7 protein-coding genes and 1 pseudogene are annotated in these 17142 nt (G+C 45.4%); 5 read left to right on the top strand and 3 right to left on the bottom strand.

Features of this window, described 5'->3' with window-relative positions; all coding sequences use genetic code 11:
* Positions 1-97 precede the first annotated feature (97 nt).
* Both XZ46_RS37885 and XZ46_RS20345 read right to left on the bottom strand, forming a co-directional pair.
* A pseudogene (locus XZ46_RS37885) lies at positions 98-634 on the bottom strand (DUF4912 domain-containing protein); the annotation flags it as partial.
* 332 nt (positions 635-966) lie between these two features.
* On the bottom strand, positions 967-3318 hold the full coding sequence (locus tag XZ46_RS20345) for an IMS domain-containing protein (RefSeq protein ID WP_008053305.1): 2352 nt from the start codon (positions 3316-3318) through the stop codon (positions 967-969).
* A gap of 966 nt (positions 3319-4284) precedes the next feature.
* Between XZ46_RS20345 and pdhA the strand changes: the two genes are divergently transcribed.
* Positions 4285-5316, top strand: coding sequence for a pyruvate dehydrogenase (acetyl-transferring) E1 component subunit alpha (gene pdhA / locus XZ46_RS20340; RefSeq protein ID WP_006623993.1), 1032 nt, complete (start codon positions 4285-4287; stop codon positions 5314-5316).
* Between the two features lie 300 nt (positions 5317-5616).
* Here the strand turns inward: pdhA and XZ46_RS20335 are convergent, their stop codons facing one another.
* Positions 5617-6828 (bottom strand): acetate kinase, encoded by a 1212-nt coding sequence (locus XZ46_RS20335; protein ID WP_006623994.1) that lies wholly within the window; start codon positions 6826-6828, stop codon positions 5617-5619.
* 503 nt (positions 6829-7331) lie between these two features.
* Between XZ46_RS20335 and XZ46_RS20330 the strand changes: the two genes are divergently transcribed.
* The 4 genes from XZ46_RS20330 (at position 7332) to XZ46_RS20315 (ending at position 17121) form a co-directional block, all read left to right on the top strand.
* Positions 7332-9749, top strand: a complete 2418-nt coding sequence (locus XZ46_RS20330; protein WP_008053299.1) for a phosphoketolase family protein — start codon at positions 7332-7334, stop codon at positions 9747-9749.
* 267 nt (positions 9750-10016) lie between these two features.
* Positions 10017-11081 (top strand): glucokinase, encoded by a 1065-nt coding sequence (locus XZ46_RS20320; RefSeq protein WP_008053298.1) that lies wholly within the window; start codon positions 10017-10019, stop codon positions 11079-11081.
* Positions 11065-11214 carry a hypothetical protein gene (locus XZ46_RS35075; RefSeq protein ID WP_162198545.1) on the top strand — a complete coding sequence of 50 codons (150 nt, stop codon included), beginning with the start codon at positions 11065-11067 and terminating at the stop codon, positions 11212-11214. The genes XZ46_RS20320 and XZ46_RS35075 overlap by 17 nt, the downstream gene beginning before the upstream one ends.
* A gap of 156 nt (positions 11215-11370) precedes the next feature.
* Entirely contained in the window at positions 11371-17121 is a 5751-nt protein-coding gene (locus XZ46_RS20315; RefSeq protein WP_008053296.1) for an alpha-2-macroglobulin family protein, read from the top strand.
* The last annotated feature ends 21 nt before the right edge of the window (positions 17122-17142 follow it).

Genomic DNA, 17142 nt, shown 5'->3' with positions numbered 1-17142 from the left:
CTTTGAGTTCATCACCCCAAGATACTGTAATGAATTGGTCATCAATCCACTCAGAGGGATAAATGGGGGGAATCCGAACCGCCTGGGAACGGGCCATAGCTAACCAGCGACCATCAGCGCAACGGTAGCCAATTTCGATCACATAATCGCGATCGCTTACAGGAATTGGTAAATACCATTCCCGCGCCATTTCATCGCAAGGGTATTCCTGAACGCTGTGGGGACTCTGATTGCTGAGATTTATACCTGTTACGTCATAAATCCGTAAAGCCAGTTGTTGCCCACCTAATCGCCGGAATTGTTCTTTTTGTTGACTGGAGATATCCCAGTAAGCATAAGCCCATTCCGGGTCTCTTGCCATCAGAACTACGCGACTTTCACTATATCCGCTGCCAAGTTCCACTAGATTTTCATCAACTGAGGACAGGAAATCATCTGTTTGTTCTTCCTGGCCTAATGTAAACTTTGCTACTTCCACTTCTGCTTTTGCCTCCAAAGTACGGGATTGACTAGGGGATGAAAATCTTTGACGTTCAATATCTTGAATGGCAGCTAAAAGCTGGGCTTTACGCATTCGGCTATAGCGAGAAATACTGTACTCGCTGGCGACTTTGCGTAATTGTCGCAATGTCATTTCTTCCAAGGGGGGTCTTTCTTTGGCCATAGGTTGGTGATCTCCATGTGTTCAGACAGCAGGCTGTTGGCTCTGTAGATTTTCTTTGGGATCGTGGGGATCGCTCTCGTTAATCAACATATTGCAGAAAATATCCAGAGGGGTCAAGGGGTAATCCCAAAAATTATAAGTAAATATACTGTTTTATAAGGTTTTTGGGATCATTGTGTCATAGTTTCATGATATATCATGGCATTGGGGATCGTCTGCATCCAAAAAAAAATCCCCGGCGTGGGCCTGGGGTTGTAGGTAGATTCTTAAAAAGTGGAGTGGGGGGTTGGGCGTGGCCAAAGCTAACGAATTATCTCCCAATCCCGTATCCGCCAAGGACCCTGATCTCGGACGAGTTGATATCGAACCTGTAGGGTGCTATCCTCAGACCTCTCCATTTGATTACCTTGATAGAATTGGGTAACTTCCCGCACCTGAGCATCAACAGTACCTTGATTGGGATTATTCTCATTGACATCAACACTCTGGACCCTAACTTCATGCTGAAAACGCCTGTGGGAATTTTCCTGCCTTAATGACTCGGAAAGCCCCATCCACCGAGCCAGGGAAGGCTCAACCAAAATTTCCCTTAATCCTTCAGTTTGATGTTCAGGACCTAGAGCGGCAGATTTAGCAGTCAACCACTGATTAACTACCTGTTGGGCTACAGTGGGGTCCAGGTCAGCCGCTAGGGGGTTCTCTGGTTCGGGTTCAGGAATAGCGATCGGAGAATTATCAAGGCGGATTTCGGGTCCATCGACTGTCAATCTCGGCCCACCCATTCCCTCTAGGGCATTACCAATCCAACCCCAAATGGCACTCAAAATCATCCATAATAACCAAATCCCAAACAATCCCACCAAACCTACCAAGATTAATCTTTTAACCTTGTAGTTGGATTCATGAGTTGACTTACCCCTACTTCGTCTAGGAGAGTGAGACTGAGGGCTACCCTGACCCAGTGGTGGCAGATTAGCCGTAGGAGTACCGTTTAATCGGGCGCTAGAAGATGCCACCGGAGAGGGTTGATGAGATGTAGATGAACTCCCTCTGGCTGGTTTTTGTAGGTAGGTCGATTCATTAGTAGATTGATTGAATCTACCTGGCGGGGTGGTTTTGGGAACCTGTGCGGAGGGAGAATTAGCACCACTATGGGATGACTGAGAGCCTGTAGGCATTCCCACAGAACCGGTAGGCGAATGCCCATTGCTTAGACCATCAGGACTAGAGGAGTAAGGTGCTGATTGAGCGGGATTTGCAGATGTTGAAACTGCGGGGGTCGATCCCGATTGCGCGTAAGTCAATTCATTATCTGACCTACTGCTGCGGCGAGGTTGTACTACTACCCACTCATTTGATGTGGCACGCGCCTCGGCGGGAAGTGCCTCTAAATAGGATTGAACCTGCTTATTAGCAAAATATTCTTTCAGAGAAACTGACTGATTTTGCAAATCCCGGAAATGGGGGAAAACTTCTTCGGCTAACCAGTGTTCTGCATACAGACATAACCCGGGTAACAGGTCTGGCGAATCTACAGAATTTTCCCGAATAAAGGCGATCGCTTCCTGTTCCTGGCTCAAATCTAAGGCTCGACTAGCTTCTTCAGTTTGTCCTAGTAACAGACAACAAACTGCTTTTTCTAAATGCACGTCCTGGCGGCGACCTAACTGCATTAACATTAACTTAGCTTTGCGAATCAAAGCAGGTTGGGCGCGTGCAAATCCCTGAGCCAATAAAGCATAAACAGCCAGGTATGTGCTAACGGCGGAGGGACGATGAGCCTCCATCTCAAATAGGGTCTGTTGTTCGGTGGTGGTTAAAGAACTACGCAATTGCTGGATAAAGCGTAGAAAATCTTCGACATTCAGACCAGAGCGATCGTCACCGTGACCATCAATACCCCCCCTTTCGTGGAGCATTTCCCGCAACAATTGCAATCCCCGCCGACGTTCATCAGCTTTTTGTTCTGGTAGTTGCAGCAGTTCGATGATACGGTAGGGGCGCAGTTTATAAAGGTCTGCCTGCATTTCTCCCCGTAGACTCGCAAACAGGCTTTCTCGTAACAGTAAATCTTGACCCGATTCTAGGGAAATAGCAGCGTTTTCATATTGCCGAGACTGCCACTGTTCCCGACCTAGTTCTAAATATGCTAGGGCTACGGTGAGAATTATATCCGGCAAAACTAGATCAGGATCTCCAAACCGACCATCTTTCAGACCAATACTGCTGGTTCCTATCAAGGGACGAGTCAGGGCGACAACTTGTTCATATTCCCCTAATTCTTGCAAGATCAGCAATGCGCCGACAAACTGGCGATCGTCTATCTCTATACTGGCTCGGTGAGAATCTGCGTCCTTTCCACCCCCGGCCCCCGACAGGCTCATGACATTCGGGCCTCCGAGGGTTCTCACGGTACGCGAGCCAGGATCGTAGGTCTTGGCTAGAAAACCCATGTCATAGGCCCCGCGTTGGTCTGGGTCTGACAGGACTGCGTAGGCTTCATCAATTAACTGCTTTCGAGCATCGATCGCTAGATCAGAATACTCCCGCCTGGGAAGCTGCTGTTGGCGATCGCCTCGAGCCTGCTTTAACTGGTCCGCAGTCGCTTGGATTGGTAAGCCTAAAATTCGGTAGTAATCTAGTGGAATACGCATTCTGGTTCATCCCCAAGGGCGAGCGACTGATTTAGGGCGGGTTGGGCATCTTCCCGGACCATGCCATCTCACTGTCCGGGATATAGGGCAGGGGTCAGGAGGAGTGGCGGAAGACGGAGTAGGGAAAAAAATTGTCGGTTTACTATTCCTATTCATCGGGTCTTTCCGAAAAACCAGTTTAACCGACCCCTACCAGGCGAGTTCGTGTGGCTTATCTGTCACGTAAAACTCCTGGGAGGGTTGGAAGCTCCGTGATTGATCACGGAGAGGAAAACCGACTCAAGCGGCTGACCGCCGCCAGCACCCCCTTGCGGGGTGGAGGGGTATGGTTGCCCCTCCATGGAGCTATGGTTGGCTCCGACTCCCTTGCGGGGTAATGTTTGCTTCGCCAATGTTCAGAGTCGGTACTATCCAAATCGCACGTCCTTAACCCCTTAGAGATGTTTAACGATTCGGTTCTAGAGCCTGGAACTAGCACGCATTCCAGGGTAGGAACTTTAACTCTTGCTCTGAACGGAGCCAGTTAAGGCTTAAGCTGGTCAGCTACCTGAAAGGGGGGCACGAAGCCCCCGTGCTTCAGCCGGGGGTGCTGACTACGATCTACCGGGCGTGAACCCGTCCCCACTGTCCCCGCGAATAAACCAACGGGGATTTTTAATTATATCCTACACAATGTGGTGCATTCTACCCCAAATATTAGGTTAATTATAGGTTAGTCCTTGCTATTTATCCCATCCTCGATCGCCTACCCTGAAAAAACTTCGTTTTGCCCCTATTCCTATAGAATAGTCTCTAGCAGCGGCGGGTTTATGTGGCGGGGAGGCAGCGGGTCTATGTAGTTCATCTGTTACTGGGATCTACCGGGCGTGAACCCGCCCCTACAAATTACCATATACCCCGTGAACCCGCACCTACTTATAATTAATTGGCAGCACGCAGCAGTAAACAGTTTCACAAGGTAACGCAATGGTTAAGGAACGCACAGTACCTAGTTTTCAAGTCGATTCTGTAGTCATCACCCGAGAGGAAGGGTTGATGCTTTATGAGGATATGGTGCTAGGGCGCTTATTTGAGGACAAGTGCGCTGAAATGTACTACCGGGGTAAAATGTTCGGGTTTGTTCATCTTTACAATGGACAGGAAGCCGTCTCTACCGGGGTAATTCGCTCTATGCGCCGCGACCAGGATTTTGTCTGTAGTACCTATCGCGACCATGTACACGCCCTCAGTGCTGGAGTTACCGCACGAGAGGTTATGGCTGAATTGTTTGGTAAAGCCACTGGTTGCTCTAAGGGTCGTGGCGGTTCGATGCATATGTTCTCGTCTCAACATAATTTGCTCGGCGGCTTTGCTTTTGTGGCGGAAGGTATTCCTGTGGCTACGGGGGCGGCTTTTCAGAGTAAGTATCGCCGGGAAGTAATGGGAGATGAAAGTTCTGATACGGTCACGGCTTGCTTTTTTGGGGATGGAGCCTGCAACAATGGACAGTTCTATGAGTGCTTGAATATGGCAACTCTCTGGAAGTTACCTATTTTGTTTGTGGTGGAAAATAATAAGTGGGCTATTGGTATGGCTCATGAACGGGCGACTTCTGACCCGGAAATTTATAAGAAAGGCCCCGCTTTTGGAATGCCTGGTTATGAAGTTGATGGTATGGATGTTTTGGCGGTTCGAGAGGTGGCTCAAAAGGCGATCGCTAGAGCCCGTGCTGGTGAAGGTCCAACCCTGATTGAAGCGTTGACTTATCGTTTCCGAGGTCACTCTTTGGCTGACCCTGATGAATTGCGCGATCGCGATGAAAAAGAGTTTTGGTTTGCTCGTGACCCTATTAATAAGTTTTTCGCCTATTTGACTGAACATAATCTCGCTGATAGTGACGAGTTGAAGGCGATCGACAAAAAGGTTCAGGATCTCATTAATGACGCGGTTGAGTTTGCTCAGACTAGCCCTGAACCTGACCCTAGCGAGTTATATCGCTATATTTATGCTGACGACTAAGGGATGGGTTGATACGCCACCCAATAGGGCGGGTTGATACGCCACCCAATAGGGCGGGTTGATACGCCACCAATAGGCGGGTTGATACGCCACCCAATAGGCGGGTTGATACGCCACCCAATAGGGCGGGGGCGGGGGCGGGGGCGGGTTTATGTGACTGATCTGTTACTACCATATAGCCTGGTGAACCCGCCCCTACAGAAGACCCTGGTGAACCCGCCCCTACAGAAGACCCCGGTGAAACCGCCCCGACAGAAGACCCCGGTGAAACCGCCCCTAAAAGGCGAGTCGGTTGCTAACCTAGGATTTTAGTAAATGCCAGCATTCAGTGGCGATCGCCCAATCTTCCTCGGTGTGGATCACAAATATCGGCACTTGGGAATCACTGGCGGCGATGTTACCATCTCCTTTAATGTTGCGGTTTTTATCGGGGTCTAATTTGAGTCCGATAAATTCAAAATCTTTGCAGGTTTCTTGACGCACTAAACCTGCGTGTTCTCCAATACCTGCCGTAAACACTAAACCATCTAGTCCCCCTAAACTGGCTAACATTGAACCTATCCCAGTTCGCAGGCGGTGAATAAACATCTCAAAGGCTAAGATCGCCCGTTCGTTGCCGCTATTCTGTTCCTCTTGAACATAGCGCATATCTCCAGATATTCCGGTAATTCCCTTTAACCCCGATTGTTGATTTAGCATTTGATTAAGGCGATCGCTATCCCAACCATATTCCCGCATCAAAAAAATCAAAATTGCTGGGTCAATCGAACCACTCCGAGTTCCCATCATCAAACCTTCTAAGGGGGTAAATCCCATAGTAGTATTCACACTAATTCCATCCCGAATAGCTGCCAAAGAACAACCATTCCCTAAATGGCAAGTAATTAACCGCAAAGACTCCAATGGTTTCCCAATTAATTGAGCTGCTCTCTGTCCGCAATATTTATGGCTTGTACCATGAAAACCATAGCGCCTAATCCCTTTAGTAAACCATTCATAAGGAATCGGATAAACCGCCGCATATAAGGGCATTTGACTATGAAAGGCTGTATCAAATACCGCCACCTGTGGCACATTTCCTAACACCTTTTCTATGGCTGAAATTCCCTGTAAATGAGAGGGGTTATGAGCCGGAGCTAGGGGGATTAATCGGGCGATCGCCTCTTTCACCTGCTCATCAATTATAGTCGCCCTAGAATAGTCAGTTCCTCCATGTACTACCCGATGACCAACTACATTAATTTCCCCCAGACTATTGAGGACTTTAGTCTCCCCTTCTATCAGGCTATTTAACATTTTGCCAATGGCTTCTGCCTTCTGTTCCGAATCAATTTTACTCTCCGATTTCACCCCATTGGCTTTCACTTTCATTTCCCCAAAAGGTGGCATTCCCCAATCAATAGCCGCCTCCCAAATAGGTTCTAGGGGAGATGATGGTAGGCTATCTCCGTTCAGATCATATAAGCAGCTTTTTTGGGAACTTGAACCAGCATTTAAAACAAGAATTTTCATAGTTTAAATTTATGATTTAATAATAGTTGATTGATGGCTTTTTGGGGTGTTTTAGTGATGACGGGCGAGTTGATGAGCCGGGAGAGGGCTGCGGGAGAGGGCGGGTTGATCTGGCTTATCTGTTACTACCATATATCGCCGTAAACCCGCCAGGAAAGGAACCCCGACCATATTGGTTTAACCGTTTGAGCAACATTTGGCTACTTCTATTAATGGAATTGACGATAATGGAGCCACCGAACTAATTAGTTAATGGAATGATGATCAGCAGCAAAATTTACCTTAAAATAGACTAAAGACCACTTAAAGTCAAGTTAAAATCAGGTTAAATCTTCATAAACATCACCCAATTAATCATGAAAACTTGCAATTTAGGGAATCTTAGGATATTAATAGAGAAACTCCGTCCTATCGGATCATCCAGAATGTTAGCATTAGCCTAACCTCCCTGGAAAGATCTATCTAAAGTAGGATGTCAATAAGGTAAATCAAGGTAAATATTTATGGTGGCAGCACCCTATCAAACGTTAGAGACAACCTATCCTCTCAGTGACGAAGAGATCCGGAAAACTCATGCCTACTGGCGTGCCTGCAATTATCTTTGTGTAGGGATGATCTACCTGCGAGATAATCCGTTACTAAAAGAACCCTTAAAACCTGAACATATCAAATATCGCCTTCTGGGTCATTGGGGGTCTAGTCCCGGTTTAAGTTTTATCTACATTCACCTAAATCGGCTAATCAAAAAATATGACCTGAATATGATCTATATTGCGGGTCCAGGACACGGCGCACCGGGTGTTCTCGGTCCAGTATATTTAGAAGGAACTTACTCGGAGGTTTACCCGGATAAAAGTCAAGATGCTGAAGGGATGGGAAAATTTTTCAAACAGTTTTCATTCCCTGGCGGTATCGGTAGCCATTGCACCCCAGAAACCCCAGGTTCTATCCACGAAGGGGGGGAACTAGGTTATAGCCTCTCCCATGCTTATGGTACAGTATTTGACCATCCAGAACTGATTACCGCGGCTGTGGTGGGAGATGGAGAAGCGGAAACGGGACCCCTAGCAACGGCTTGGCATTCCAATAAATTTATCAATCCTATCCGTGATGGTGCGGTGTTGCCGATACTACACCTAAACGGCTATAAAATCGCTAACCCCACCATTCTCTCAAGAATTCCCAACGAGGAACTTAAAAACCTATTCCGAGGCTATGGTTATACTCCCTATTTGGTGGAATGTAGCCAAGATGAGGATTATGGGTCGGCTCATCGGAAAATGGCTGCGACCCTAGAACATTGTATCAACGAAATTCGCGATATTCAACAACAGGCTCGTAGCAGTGGCAAGGCTACCCGTCCCCAATGGCCGATGATTATTTTGCGATCGCCTAAAGGTTGGACAGGTCCGAAAGAAGTAGACGGTCACAAAGTTGAAGGTTTCTGGCGCGCGCACCAAGTCCCCATGTCTAATGTCATTGGGAACCCCCATCAAATGAAAATCCTAGAAGACTGGATGCGAAGTTACCAGCCAGAAGAACTCTTTGATGAAAACGGAACTCTTATTCCTGAACTCAAGGAACTAGCGCCAACGGGTGTCCGTCGCATGAGTGCTAACCCCTTTGCTAACGGTGGTATTTGGCGGCGTGACTTAAATATGCCAGACTTCCGTAAGTATGCTGTAGAGGTTCCTAAACCAGGTCAAAGTGAGGCGGAAAACACTCGACCTCTCGGCAATTTCCTCCGGGATGTCATGGGTAAAAATATGACGAATTTTCGGATGTTTGGACCTGATGAAACTGCCTCTAATCGCCTTAATGCTGTCTATGAAGTCAGTAAAAAAACCTGGATGGGTGAGTTTTTAGAGGAAGACTTAGACGGTAGCGAATTAGCCGCTGATGGTCGGGTTATGGAAATGTTAAGTGAGCATACCCTCCAAGGCTGGTTAGAAGGCTATTTGCTGACTGGATGTCATGGTTTCTTTCATACCTATGAGGCTTTTGCTCATGTGGTCGATTCCATGTTTAACCAACACGCTAAATGGTTGGAAGTTTGTAAAAAAGAGGTGCCTTGGCGCTCTCCGATCGCCTCTCTGAATATCCTACTCTCTTCTACGGTTTGGCGACAAGACCACAATGGTTTTAGTCACCAAGATCCCGGTTATGTGGATTTGGTTACTAATAAGAGTCCTGATGTGGTTCGGGTTTATTTTCCCCCTGATGCTAATTGTTTACTGTCCTGTGCTAATCATTGTCTCCAAAGCAAAGATTATGTCAATGTCATTGTGGCGGATAAACAAAAACATCTACAATTCCTGAATATGGATGATGCTATTAAGCATTGTACTAAAGGAATTGGGATTTGGGAATGGGCTAGTAATGATGATTGTGGTAAAGACCCCGATATTCCTGATGTGGTGATGGCTTGTTGTGGTGATGTCGCCACTAAGGAGTCTTTGGCGGCGACCGCCATTCTCCGGTCAGAATTTCCGGAGTTGAAAATTCGCTTTATTAATGTGGTCGATCTGTTTAAGTTACAACCGGATACTGAACATCCACACGGTTTGTCTGATTGGGATTTTGATAGTTTGTTCACGACCGACAAACCTATTATCTTTAATTTCCATGGCTATCCTTGGTTGATTCATAAGTTGGCTTATCGTCGCACTAATCACCCTAATTTGCACGTGCGCGGCTATAAGGAAAAGGGTAATATTAATACACCCTTGGAATTGGCGATCGAAAATCAGGTCGATCGCTTTAATTTGGTGATTGATGTCATTGACAGAGTTCCCAAATTGCGATCGGCGGCGGCTTATGTTCGCGAACGCATGAGAAATGCTATCATCGAAAATGTCGCCTATGCCTACGAACATGGTCGGGATCAGGAGGAAATTAGTAATTGGAAGTGGCCTTTTTAGCTGATACCATCTCCGGGTCAACTGCTGACCCATTAGTGGGATAACTTAACTTGATTAGGCGATTCGCTGACAGTACAGCTTGTTCACCAGTCGCTGAATACATTGCCCTCACCCTAAATCTGGATCCCAGAGAGGGAGAGGGACTTTGAGAGGTGATCAGATGATTTCTGAACAGGCTGTATTGGTCTAACATATACTCATGCGATCGCCTTTTTTTATCCTCAGCATAGACGGGTGATCTCATCACTATTTCAGGAAACTAAAAACATGACCATTATTCTCGCCGGAGACATAGGAGGAACCAAAACTATTTTATCCTTATTTGACGCAAATTCTCTCGATACCACCGCCGCCGTCCCCCAAGTTAAATCATTATTTGAGCAAATATATCCTAGTCAGAATTATATTGATTTAGTCCCCATAGTTAAAAAATTTTTACAAGCAGCCTCTCAGCAAGTTACTGAATACGCAAAACCGGAAAAAGCGGCTTTTGGGATTGCGGGTCCGGTGGTCAATAATAGCTGCGAACTCACTAACTTGAGTTGGTCTTTAGATAGCGATCGCCTTCAGCGAGAACTAGATATTTCCCCAATTAAACTAATTAATGATTTTGCTGCTATTGGTTATGGCGTAGTCAGTTTATCACCATCAGATTTACACATTCTCCAACCCGGAAAACCCGATGTTTCTGCGCCTAGGGCTGTTATAGGTGCGGGAACAGGTTTAGGAGAAGGTTTTGTGATTCCCCTTTCCCAAGGCGGCGGTTATCAAGTCTTTTTCAGCGAAGGCGGTCATACTGATTTCGCACCCAGATCCGAGTTGGAATTTCATCTCCTAGGCTATTTACGAGAACTCTATAATATTACCAGAGTATCCGTAGAAAGAGTAGTCTCGGGGATGGGAATTACCGCGATTTATCAATTTTTGCGTGACCATGATATTTCTCAAGAATCTCCCGAAATTGCCCAAATTTATCATACCTGGAAACAGGAAATCGGACAAGAACACAAAACCGTAGACCTCGCCGCCGAAGTCTCTAAAGCCGCCTTGGCTAAAAGTGATTATCTCTCGGTTCAGACTATGAAAATTTTTGTGGAAGCCTATGGCGCAGAAGCCGGAAATCTCGCCCTCAAATTACTACCATACGGCGGGTTATATGTGGCGGGGGGAATTGCTGCTAAAATTCTCCCCTTAATACAGGAAGGAAACTTTATCAAAGCCTTGAAAGATAAGGGTCGCGTTAGTCCTTTATTAGAACAAGTACCTGTCTATATTGTTCTTAATCCTAAAGTCGGTTTAATCGGTGCCGCATTATGTGCAGCACAAATCTAAACAAAAAACTATTTCGGTTTGGGGGTTGACTTGCGGTGATGTTTATGCCATAATTATTACCATGGAAAAAGGTGGCGGCATATATAAGCTAAAATCTATGGTTAAGCTCATCGATAGTGCAGCTAATCAATAGTTAAACGGTCAACCCTTGAAACGATAGCCGGAGTTAAGAGATAGAAGAGAGATAATTATACTCAGATAGAAACAATTAAGAATTGTGGAAGTTTCCGGGGTTGAGCAACTATGATGTGTTATGAAGGGAATACGAAATGCGATCGCATAATCTCCTATGGTAACAATAGGCTTTTCCCGTAGAATCTGGAAGCGGTTTTTCCTAGTCTCGCTGTTTATCCTCACCATAGCCGGGTGTCGAATTTTCAGCAGTCAACCCGTTGGTGAACCGATGGTCAACATATCCCCGCTACCTCTTCCCCAACTCCCCGAGTGGATAGAAGAAATTAGTCCTACAGAGGAAGCCACATCTTTAGGTCAGATTAGAATTACTTTTAGCAACCCGTTAATTCCGGTTGAACGTCTGGACTCTCCCAACCAGAGACAACAACTCAGACACTTTGACATCAACCCCAAAATACCGGGAAGATTCCGATTTCTGACACCCCGGATGGTAGGTTTTCAAGCGGAAGAAGCCATTCCCCTAGCCACCCGCTTTCAGGTGACGCTAAAAAAAGGACTCAGCGACCTCAGCGACCATCAACTAGAGTCAGACATAGCCTGGACTTTCAACACTCCAGCCATTCAACTGTCAAACCTTCCGGGGACGGAAGATAACCCTGGTTTCCCTGACCAACCGATAGGTTTAGACCCCACCCTAAAATTTACATCTAACGTAGAACTAGATCTCGCCTCAGTCAACGACCATATTAGAGTCATTTCCGACAAGACCAAAAAAGCCATTCCTCTACGGGTAACACTAGATAGACCGGAAGCTGATGGGGGGGATGTGGCGCGAGAAGACAGAGATAGGCTATTTTCCCATAGCTGGGATTATAACATAAAATTTCAGCAAAAGCTAGAAAAAGCCAGCCGTTACACCCTAGAAATCACACCGGGACTGCAATCAAAAACGGGAAATCTAGCCAGCCAATTTCTAATTTCCCACCCAATTTACACCTACGAACCCTTACAGTTTCAAGCGATACAATTTTATGGAGAACCTAGGGAAGGTGGAACCTATGGAAGATTTACGAATGGGAGTCCTCAACTGAAATTTAATAACGGAATTACGGCGCAATCAGCCAGAGAAAATATCACGATAAACCCGCCACCAGCAGCAGATGCGCCGCCGCTGATACAATCATACGACGGTAACGATACAATCAGCTTAAATCCCTGGTCTTTGCAACCTCAAACAAATTATGTAATTACGATTGGCGCTAACCTGGAAGATACCTTTAATCAAAGGCTAGAGGAACCCATAAACCTTAACTATAAAACCGGAGATCTGGCGGCTGACCTGTGGACTCCTTCTGGTTTAAATATTTTTCCATCTGGTAACAATTTACAAATTAACATTTCTACTGTTAATATACCCGAATCCCGCTATCAAGCAGCTTATGCAATTATCCAGCCAGAAGATTTAGTCTATGCAGATCAAGCCTATCCGAGTCGGGAGGGTAAAAACTTACTACCCACCTCAGATAAATGGCAAACTTTTAGGATTAATGATGGTGCGACTAATCAAACTATCGAAACTTCGATTAATCTGCGAGACAGGTTACAAGGGAAAACGGGAATGTTAGCCTATGGAATTAAAGCTAAAACGACTTCCTATCAAAAAAATGGTGTGACTCAATGGAATGAACCTAGCTTTTATGGGATGGTTCAGTTAACTAACTTAGGTGTGTTTTCCCAGTGGTTTCCAGAGTCGGGAATGGTGAGAGTTAATCATTTAGATGACGGTTCACCAGTAGCATCAGCATCGGTGGAAATATATCAATCTCAACTGAATGCTAGATCATTTCCTAAACCAACTGCTTGTGCTAGGGGAATTACTAATAACCAGGGATTGCTATTGTTAACGGCGGAAAACCTCCGGGGGTGTATGGGAGGTAATCGGTTTAATGAACCTCCAGAACTCTTGGTAATTGCTAAAGAAGGGGAAGACTGGGCATTCACTCGCAGCTACTCCTACAGTGGCGCTTATGGCTATGGAGTTTATGCGGGTTGGGATGAAAATCAACCGATTTCTCGCGGAACTATTTTTTCAGACCGACAACTATATCAACCGGGTGAAGCTATAGCTTTAACGGGAGTGGCTTACTATTTACAAAATGGAGAATTACAGCCAGATAAAAATACGGTGTATAATCTCACGTTAGAAACTCCGACGGGGGAAAAACGAGAATTAGGGGATTATTCAACTAATCAATTTGCTACGTTTTCGGTAGAATTTACGGTGAAGCCAGATGACCCTTTGGGGAATTATGTAATTCAGGGTAAAGGTATTAGTGGGGTAGAAATTTTTGGTAATTTTCGGGTCGCAGAATTTAACCCCCCTAACTTTAAGGTTGATTTGAGTCTTGACCGTCGATTAGCTGTGGGTCAGGATAAGGTTATGGCGACAGTTCAGGGAGATTATTTATTCGGTTCTCCGGTAGTTGGTGGTGAGGCTAAATATTATGTGACGCGGACTGCTAGTGATTTTACTCCCATAGGTTGGGAAAAATATCATTTTGGAAGACAGTGGTTTTGGCCGGAAGAAAAACCGACGATTTCTAGTGATGTCTTACAGCGATCGCAAAATTTAGACGTGGCGGGTTCGGGAAGTGAAATGATCACTGTTAGCGGTGATGTTCCCTATCCCCTCAGATATCAAGTTGATGTGGAAGTGACAGATGTTTCTAACCTGTCGGTCGCGGACTCCCAAAGTTTTACGGTCTTACCTAACCATCAATTGATTGGACTGAAAAGCAAATTTGTAGCTAATGTTAATCAGGCTTTTCCGGTGGAAGTGATTGTTACTGATGTTGAGGGTCAATCAATTAATAATGTTCCGGTGAAGCTGGAATTGCAGAAAATGAATTACAGCAGTATTACCCGGGTGGTAGAAGGGGGACAAACTAACCGAAATCAACTGGAATATCAAACAGTGGATACTGTAGATGTCAGGAGTGGTAATACGGCGAAAACTGTAGAATTAACGGCGAGGGAATCGGGTTCTTATCGCATTCAGGCGAGATTTGCTTCGGACCCATTAAATACACCGAAAGCTACTGATATTCAAATTTGGGTAACGGGTGATGGTCCGGTGAGTTGGGGAAATCGTTATGATAACCGCCTCGAAATTCAACTAGACCGCGATAATTATCAACCTGGGGATATGGCGACGGCTTTAATTCAATCACCCTATAGGGAGGGAGAGTTATTTTTCGCAGTAATTCGCGATCGCATTTTGTATCAAACCCTAATTCCGGTGAAAGGCGGCGCACCAGAAGTCCGATTTCAAGTCACACCCGAAATGCTACCTAATGTGGCTGTAGAAGCGGTCTTAGTCCGTCAGGGAGAACCTCTATCACAACTGGAACCGGGAAGTATAGATAATCTGGTATCTATCGGAATGACTCCGTTAAATGTCAGCAAAAATAGCAAATACTTACAAGTCAAAATTAACCCGAATCAACCGGAATTTCAACCGGGTTCCCAAGCTACGATTAACCTAGAGTTAACGAAGGATAATTATCAACCGATTAGCGGACAAATTACTTTAATGGTGGTTAATGATGCGATCTTGCAACTTAACGGCTACCGACCCCCCAACTTAGTAGATACTGTATATGCTGAACAATCAATATCGACCCGATTAACAGATAACCGTCCTGATGTGGTAGTACAATCATTAATGTCACCGTTAGCTAAAGGTTGGGGTTATGGTGGAGGATTTTCCGCCGCCACTGTTGATACATCTAAGTTGCGTCAAGACTTCCAAGCGTTAGCCTACTATAACGGTTCAATTATCACGGACAACCAGGGAAAAGCCACGGTTAATTTTACGTTACCTGATAATTTAACCACCTGGCGAGTTATGGCGATCGCTACTGACGAAAATTTAGAATTTGGGTCAGGGGAAGCGACATTTATCACCAGTAAATCCCTATTATCTAATCCGATACTACCACAATTCGCACGGGTAGGCGATCGCTTTTTGGCGGGAGTTTCCATCACCAACCGAGACCACCTGAAAGGACAATTAGACATCACCGGAGACCTGAGTGGTGGACTGTTATTTTCAGCGGGGAATAAAACCAGCCACCACCTGAAAACCCAAGCCGAAGTAGACACGCAAGCCTATCGTTTTCCGGTGTTAGTTGAACAAGTGGGAAATTCCCAGGTAAAATTCACCAGCAGACTGCAAAATCAAACTGATAGTTTTCAAGTTCCTTTGGAGGTAAAACCCCTAGAAACAACGGAACAGGTAATCGCCTCAGGGACTACCCGCGAAACTGTTACCATTCCCATTAATATTGATGAAAAGGTAGTCCCAAATGCGGGAGGTCTAACTATTTCCCTGGCTAATAGTTTAATCCCCCAATTAACCCAACCTGCGACCCAAATTTTCCAACAGCCAACTTTACCATTCTTAGAACCAATAGCCAGTCGTTTATTAATAGCAAGTAATCTCCAGCTTCTGGATAAAAATCCTAATGATTTATCCGGCTTAAATTTGGAATTGCAAGCTAATGATGCTATCACCAGATTAGCAGGTTTACAAAAAGAGGATGGCGGTTTCGGCTATTTTTCCGCCGCGAATATTTCCGATCCTGTCCTATCTAGTTACGCTGCCGAAGCTTTAGCCAAAGCATCTCAGGCTGGATTTACGGTTAATAATAATATGATTAACCGCCTGAGAAATTACCTTAATCAAGTAGTTGCTAATCCTGCTGATGATGGCTTCTGTGTTGATAATATATGTAAAAGCCGCCTGCGTCTTGAAGCCTTAATCGCCTTATCCTACTTGGGAGAAACCCGCAGTGATTTCATGGCAGAAATTTACGGCAATTGGCGGGAATTTGACCCCGCCACCCAAATTAAACTAGCTGGTTATTTAGCCAACTTCCCCCAATGGGAAACGGAATTTAATACCATTTTCCAAGATATCCAAAAACACATTTATCAAACGGGACGGACAGCGACGGTTAATTTACCCCCCGGATATCAATGGTTAGCCTCTCCGACGGTTTTACAGTCTCAAGCATTACGCCTATATATCACCCAAAACCAACAGCCAGAAACTATCAGTAGATTAGTCGAAAGTCTGTTAAACTTGCGTCGTGAGGGAATTTGGCAAAATGACTATGATACCGCCGAGGCGTTAACGGCGTTAGTGGCTTATCAACAAACCCAAACCACGTCGGAAAGTTTGCGGGTTAATTTGCAAGTAGGGAACTACATATCACAGCAAATCGAGTTAGGAAATGATGGTAATTCTAGCTTTAATCTTAACCTACCTATGGCAGAATTACCCCAAGGAAATTATCAACTATCGATTCAACCTGAGAATTCGGGTAATTTGCATTATTGGATCAAATACAGTTATCGCTTAGAAGGAAAACAACCGGGTCAACTTAATGGTCTTCGGGTTATTCGGACTATTCGACCAGCTAACGAAACTCAAATTTGGCAAACCTATAGCCTCGCAGCGGAGTCTAAACCTTTAACGGTCAAACCGGGACAGGTCTTTGATATTGGCTTGGAAATTATCGCAGATCATCCCGTGGATAAAGTGGTGATTGTTGACCCCCTCCCGGCGGGTTTAGAAGCGATTGATAGGAGTTTTGATACCAGTAATCAAGCGTTACAACCTCAGACTGATAGTTGGGAAATTGCCTATCAAACTATTTATCGCGATCGCATTATGGCTTATAGCGATCGTCTCATACCTGGTGCTTATCATGTTCATTATCTAGTACGTTCTGTCACCCCCGGCGAATTCATCTGGCCGGGTGCAGAAGCCTATCTACAATATAACCCAGAAGAGTTCGGACGAACTACCTCTGGATTGTTAGTGGTATCCGATAGATAGACTCGGAAAAACCGGAAAAAC

Origin of the sequence: Limnospira indica PCC 8005, assembly GCF_000973065.1 — a bacterium.
GTDB classification, from domain to species: domain Bacteria; phylum Cyanobacteriota; class Cyanobacteriia; order Cyanobacteriales; family Microcoleaceae; genus Limnospira; species Limnospira fusiformis.
The sequence above is the reverse complement of the archived record's forward strand: the minus strand, read 5'-3'. Positions and strand labels throughout refer to the sequence as shown.

What these genes read in the sequence shown, in the direction of transcription:
- XZ46_RS20345 (WP_008053305.1), bottom strand. Translation starts at nt 3,318, where the DNA reads ATGCGTATTCCACTAGATTACTACCGAATTTTAGGCTTACCAATCCAA.
- pdhA (WP_006623993.1), top strand. Translation starts at nt 4,285, where the DNA reads ATGGTTAAGGAACGCACAGTACCTAGTTTTCAAGTCGATTCTGTAGTC.
- XZ46_RS20335 (WP_006623994.1), bottom strand. Translation starts at nt 6,828, where the DNA reads ATGAAAATTCTTGTTTTAAATGCTGGTTCAAGTTCCCAAAAAAGCTGC.
- XZ46_RS20330 (WP_008053299.1), top strand. Translation starts at nt 7,332, where the DNA reads ATGGTGGCAGCACCCTATCAAACGTTAGAGACAACCTATCCTCTCAGT.
- XZ46_RS20320 (WP_008053298.1), top strand. Translation starts at nt 10,017, where the DNA reads ATGACCATTATTCTCGCCGGAGACATAGGAGGAACCAAAACTATTTTA.
- XZ46_RS20315 (WP_008053296.1), top strand. Translation starts at nt 11,371, where the DNA reads ATGGTAACAATAGGCTTTTCCCGTAGAATCTGGAAGCGGTTTTTCCTA.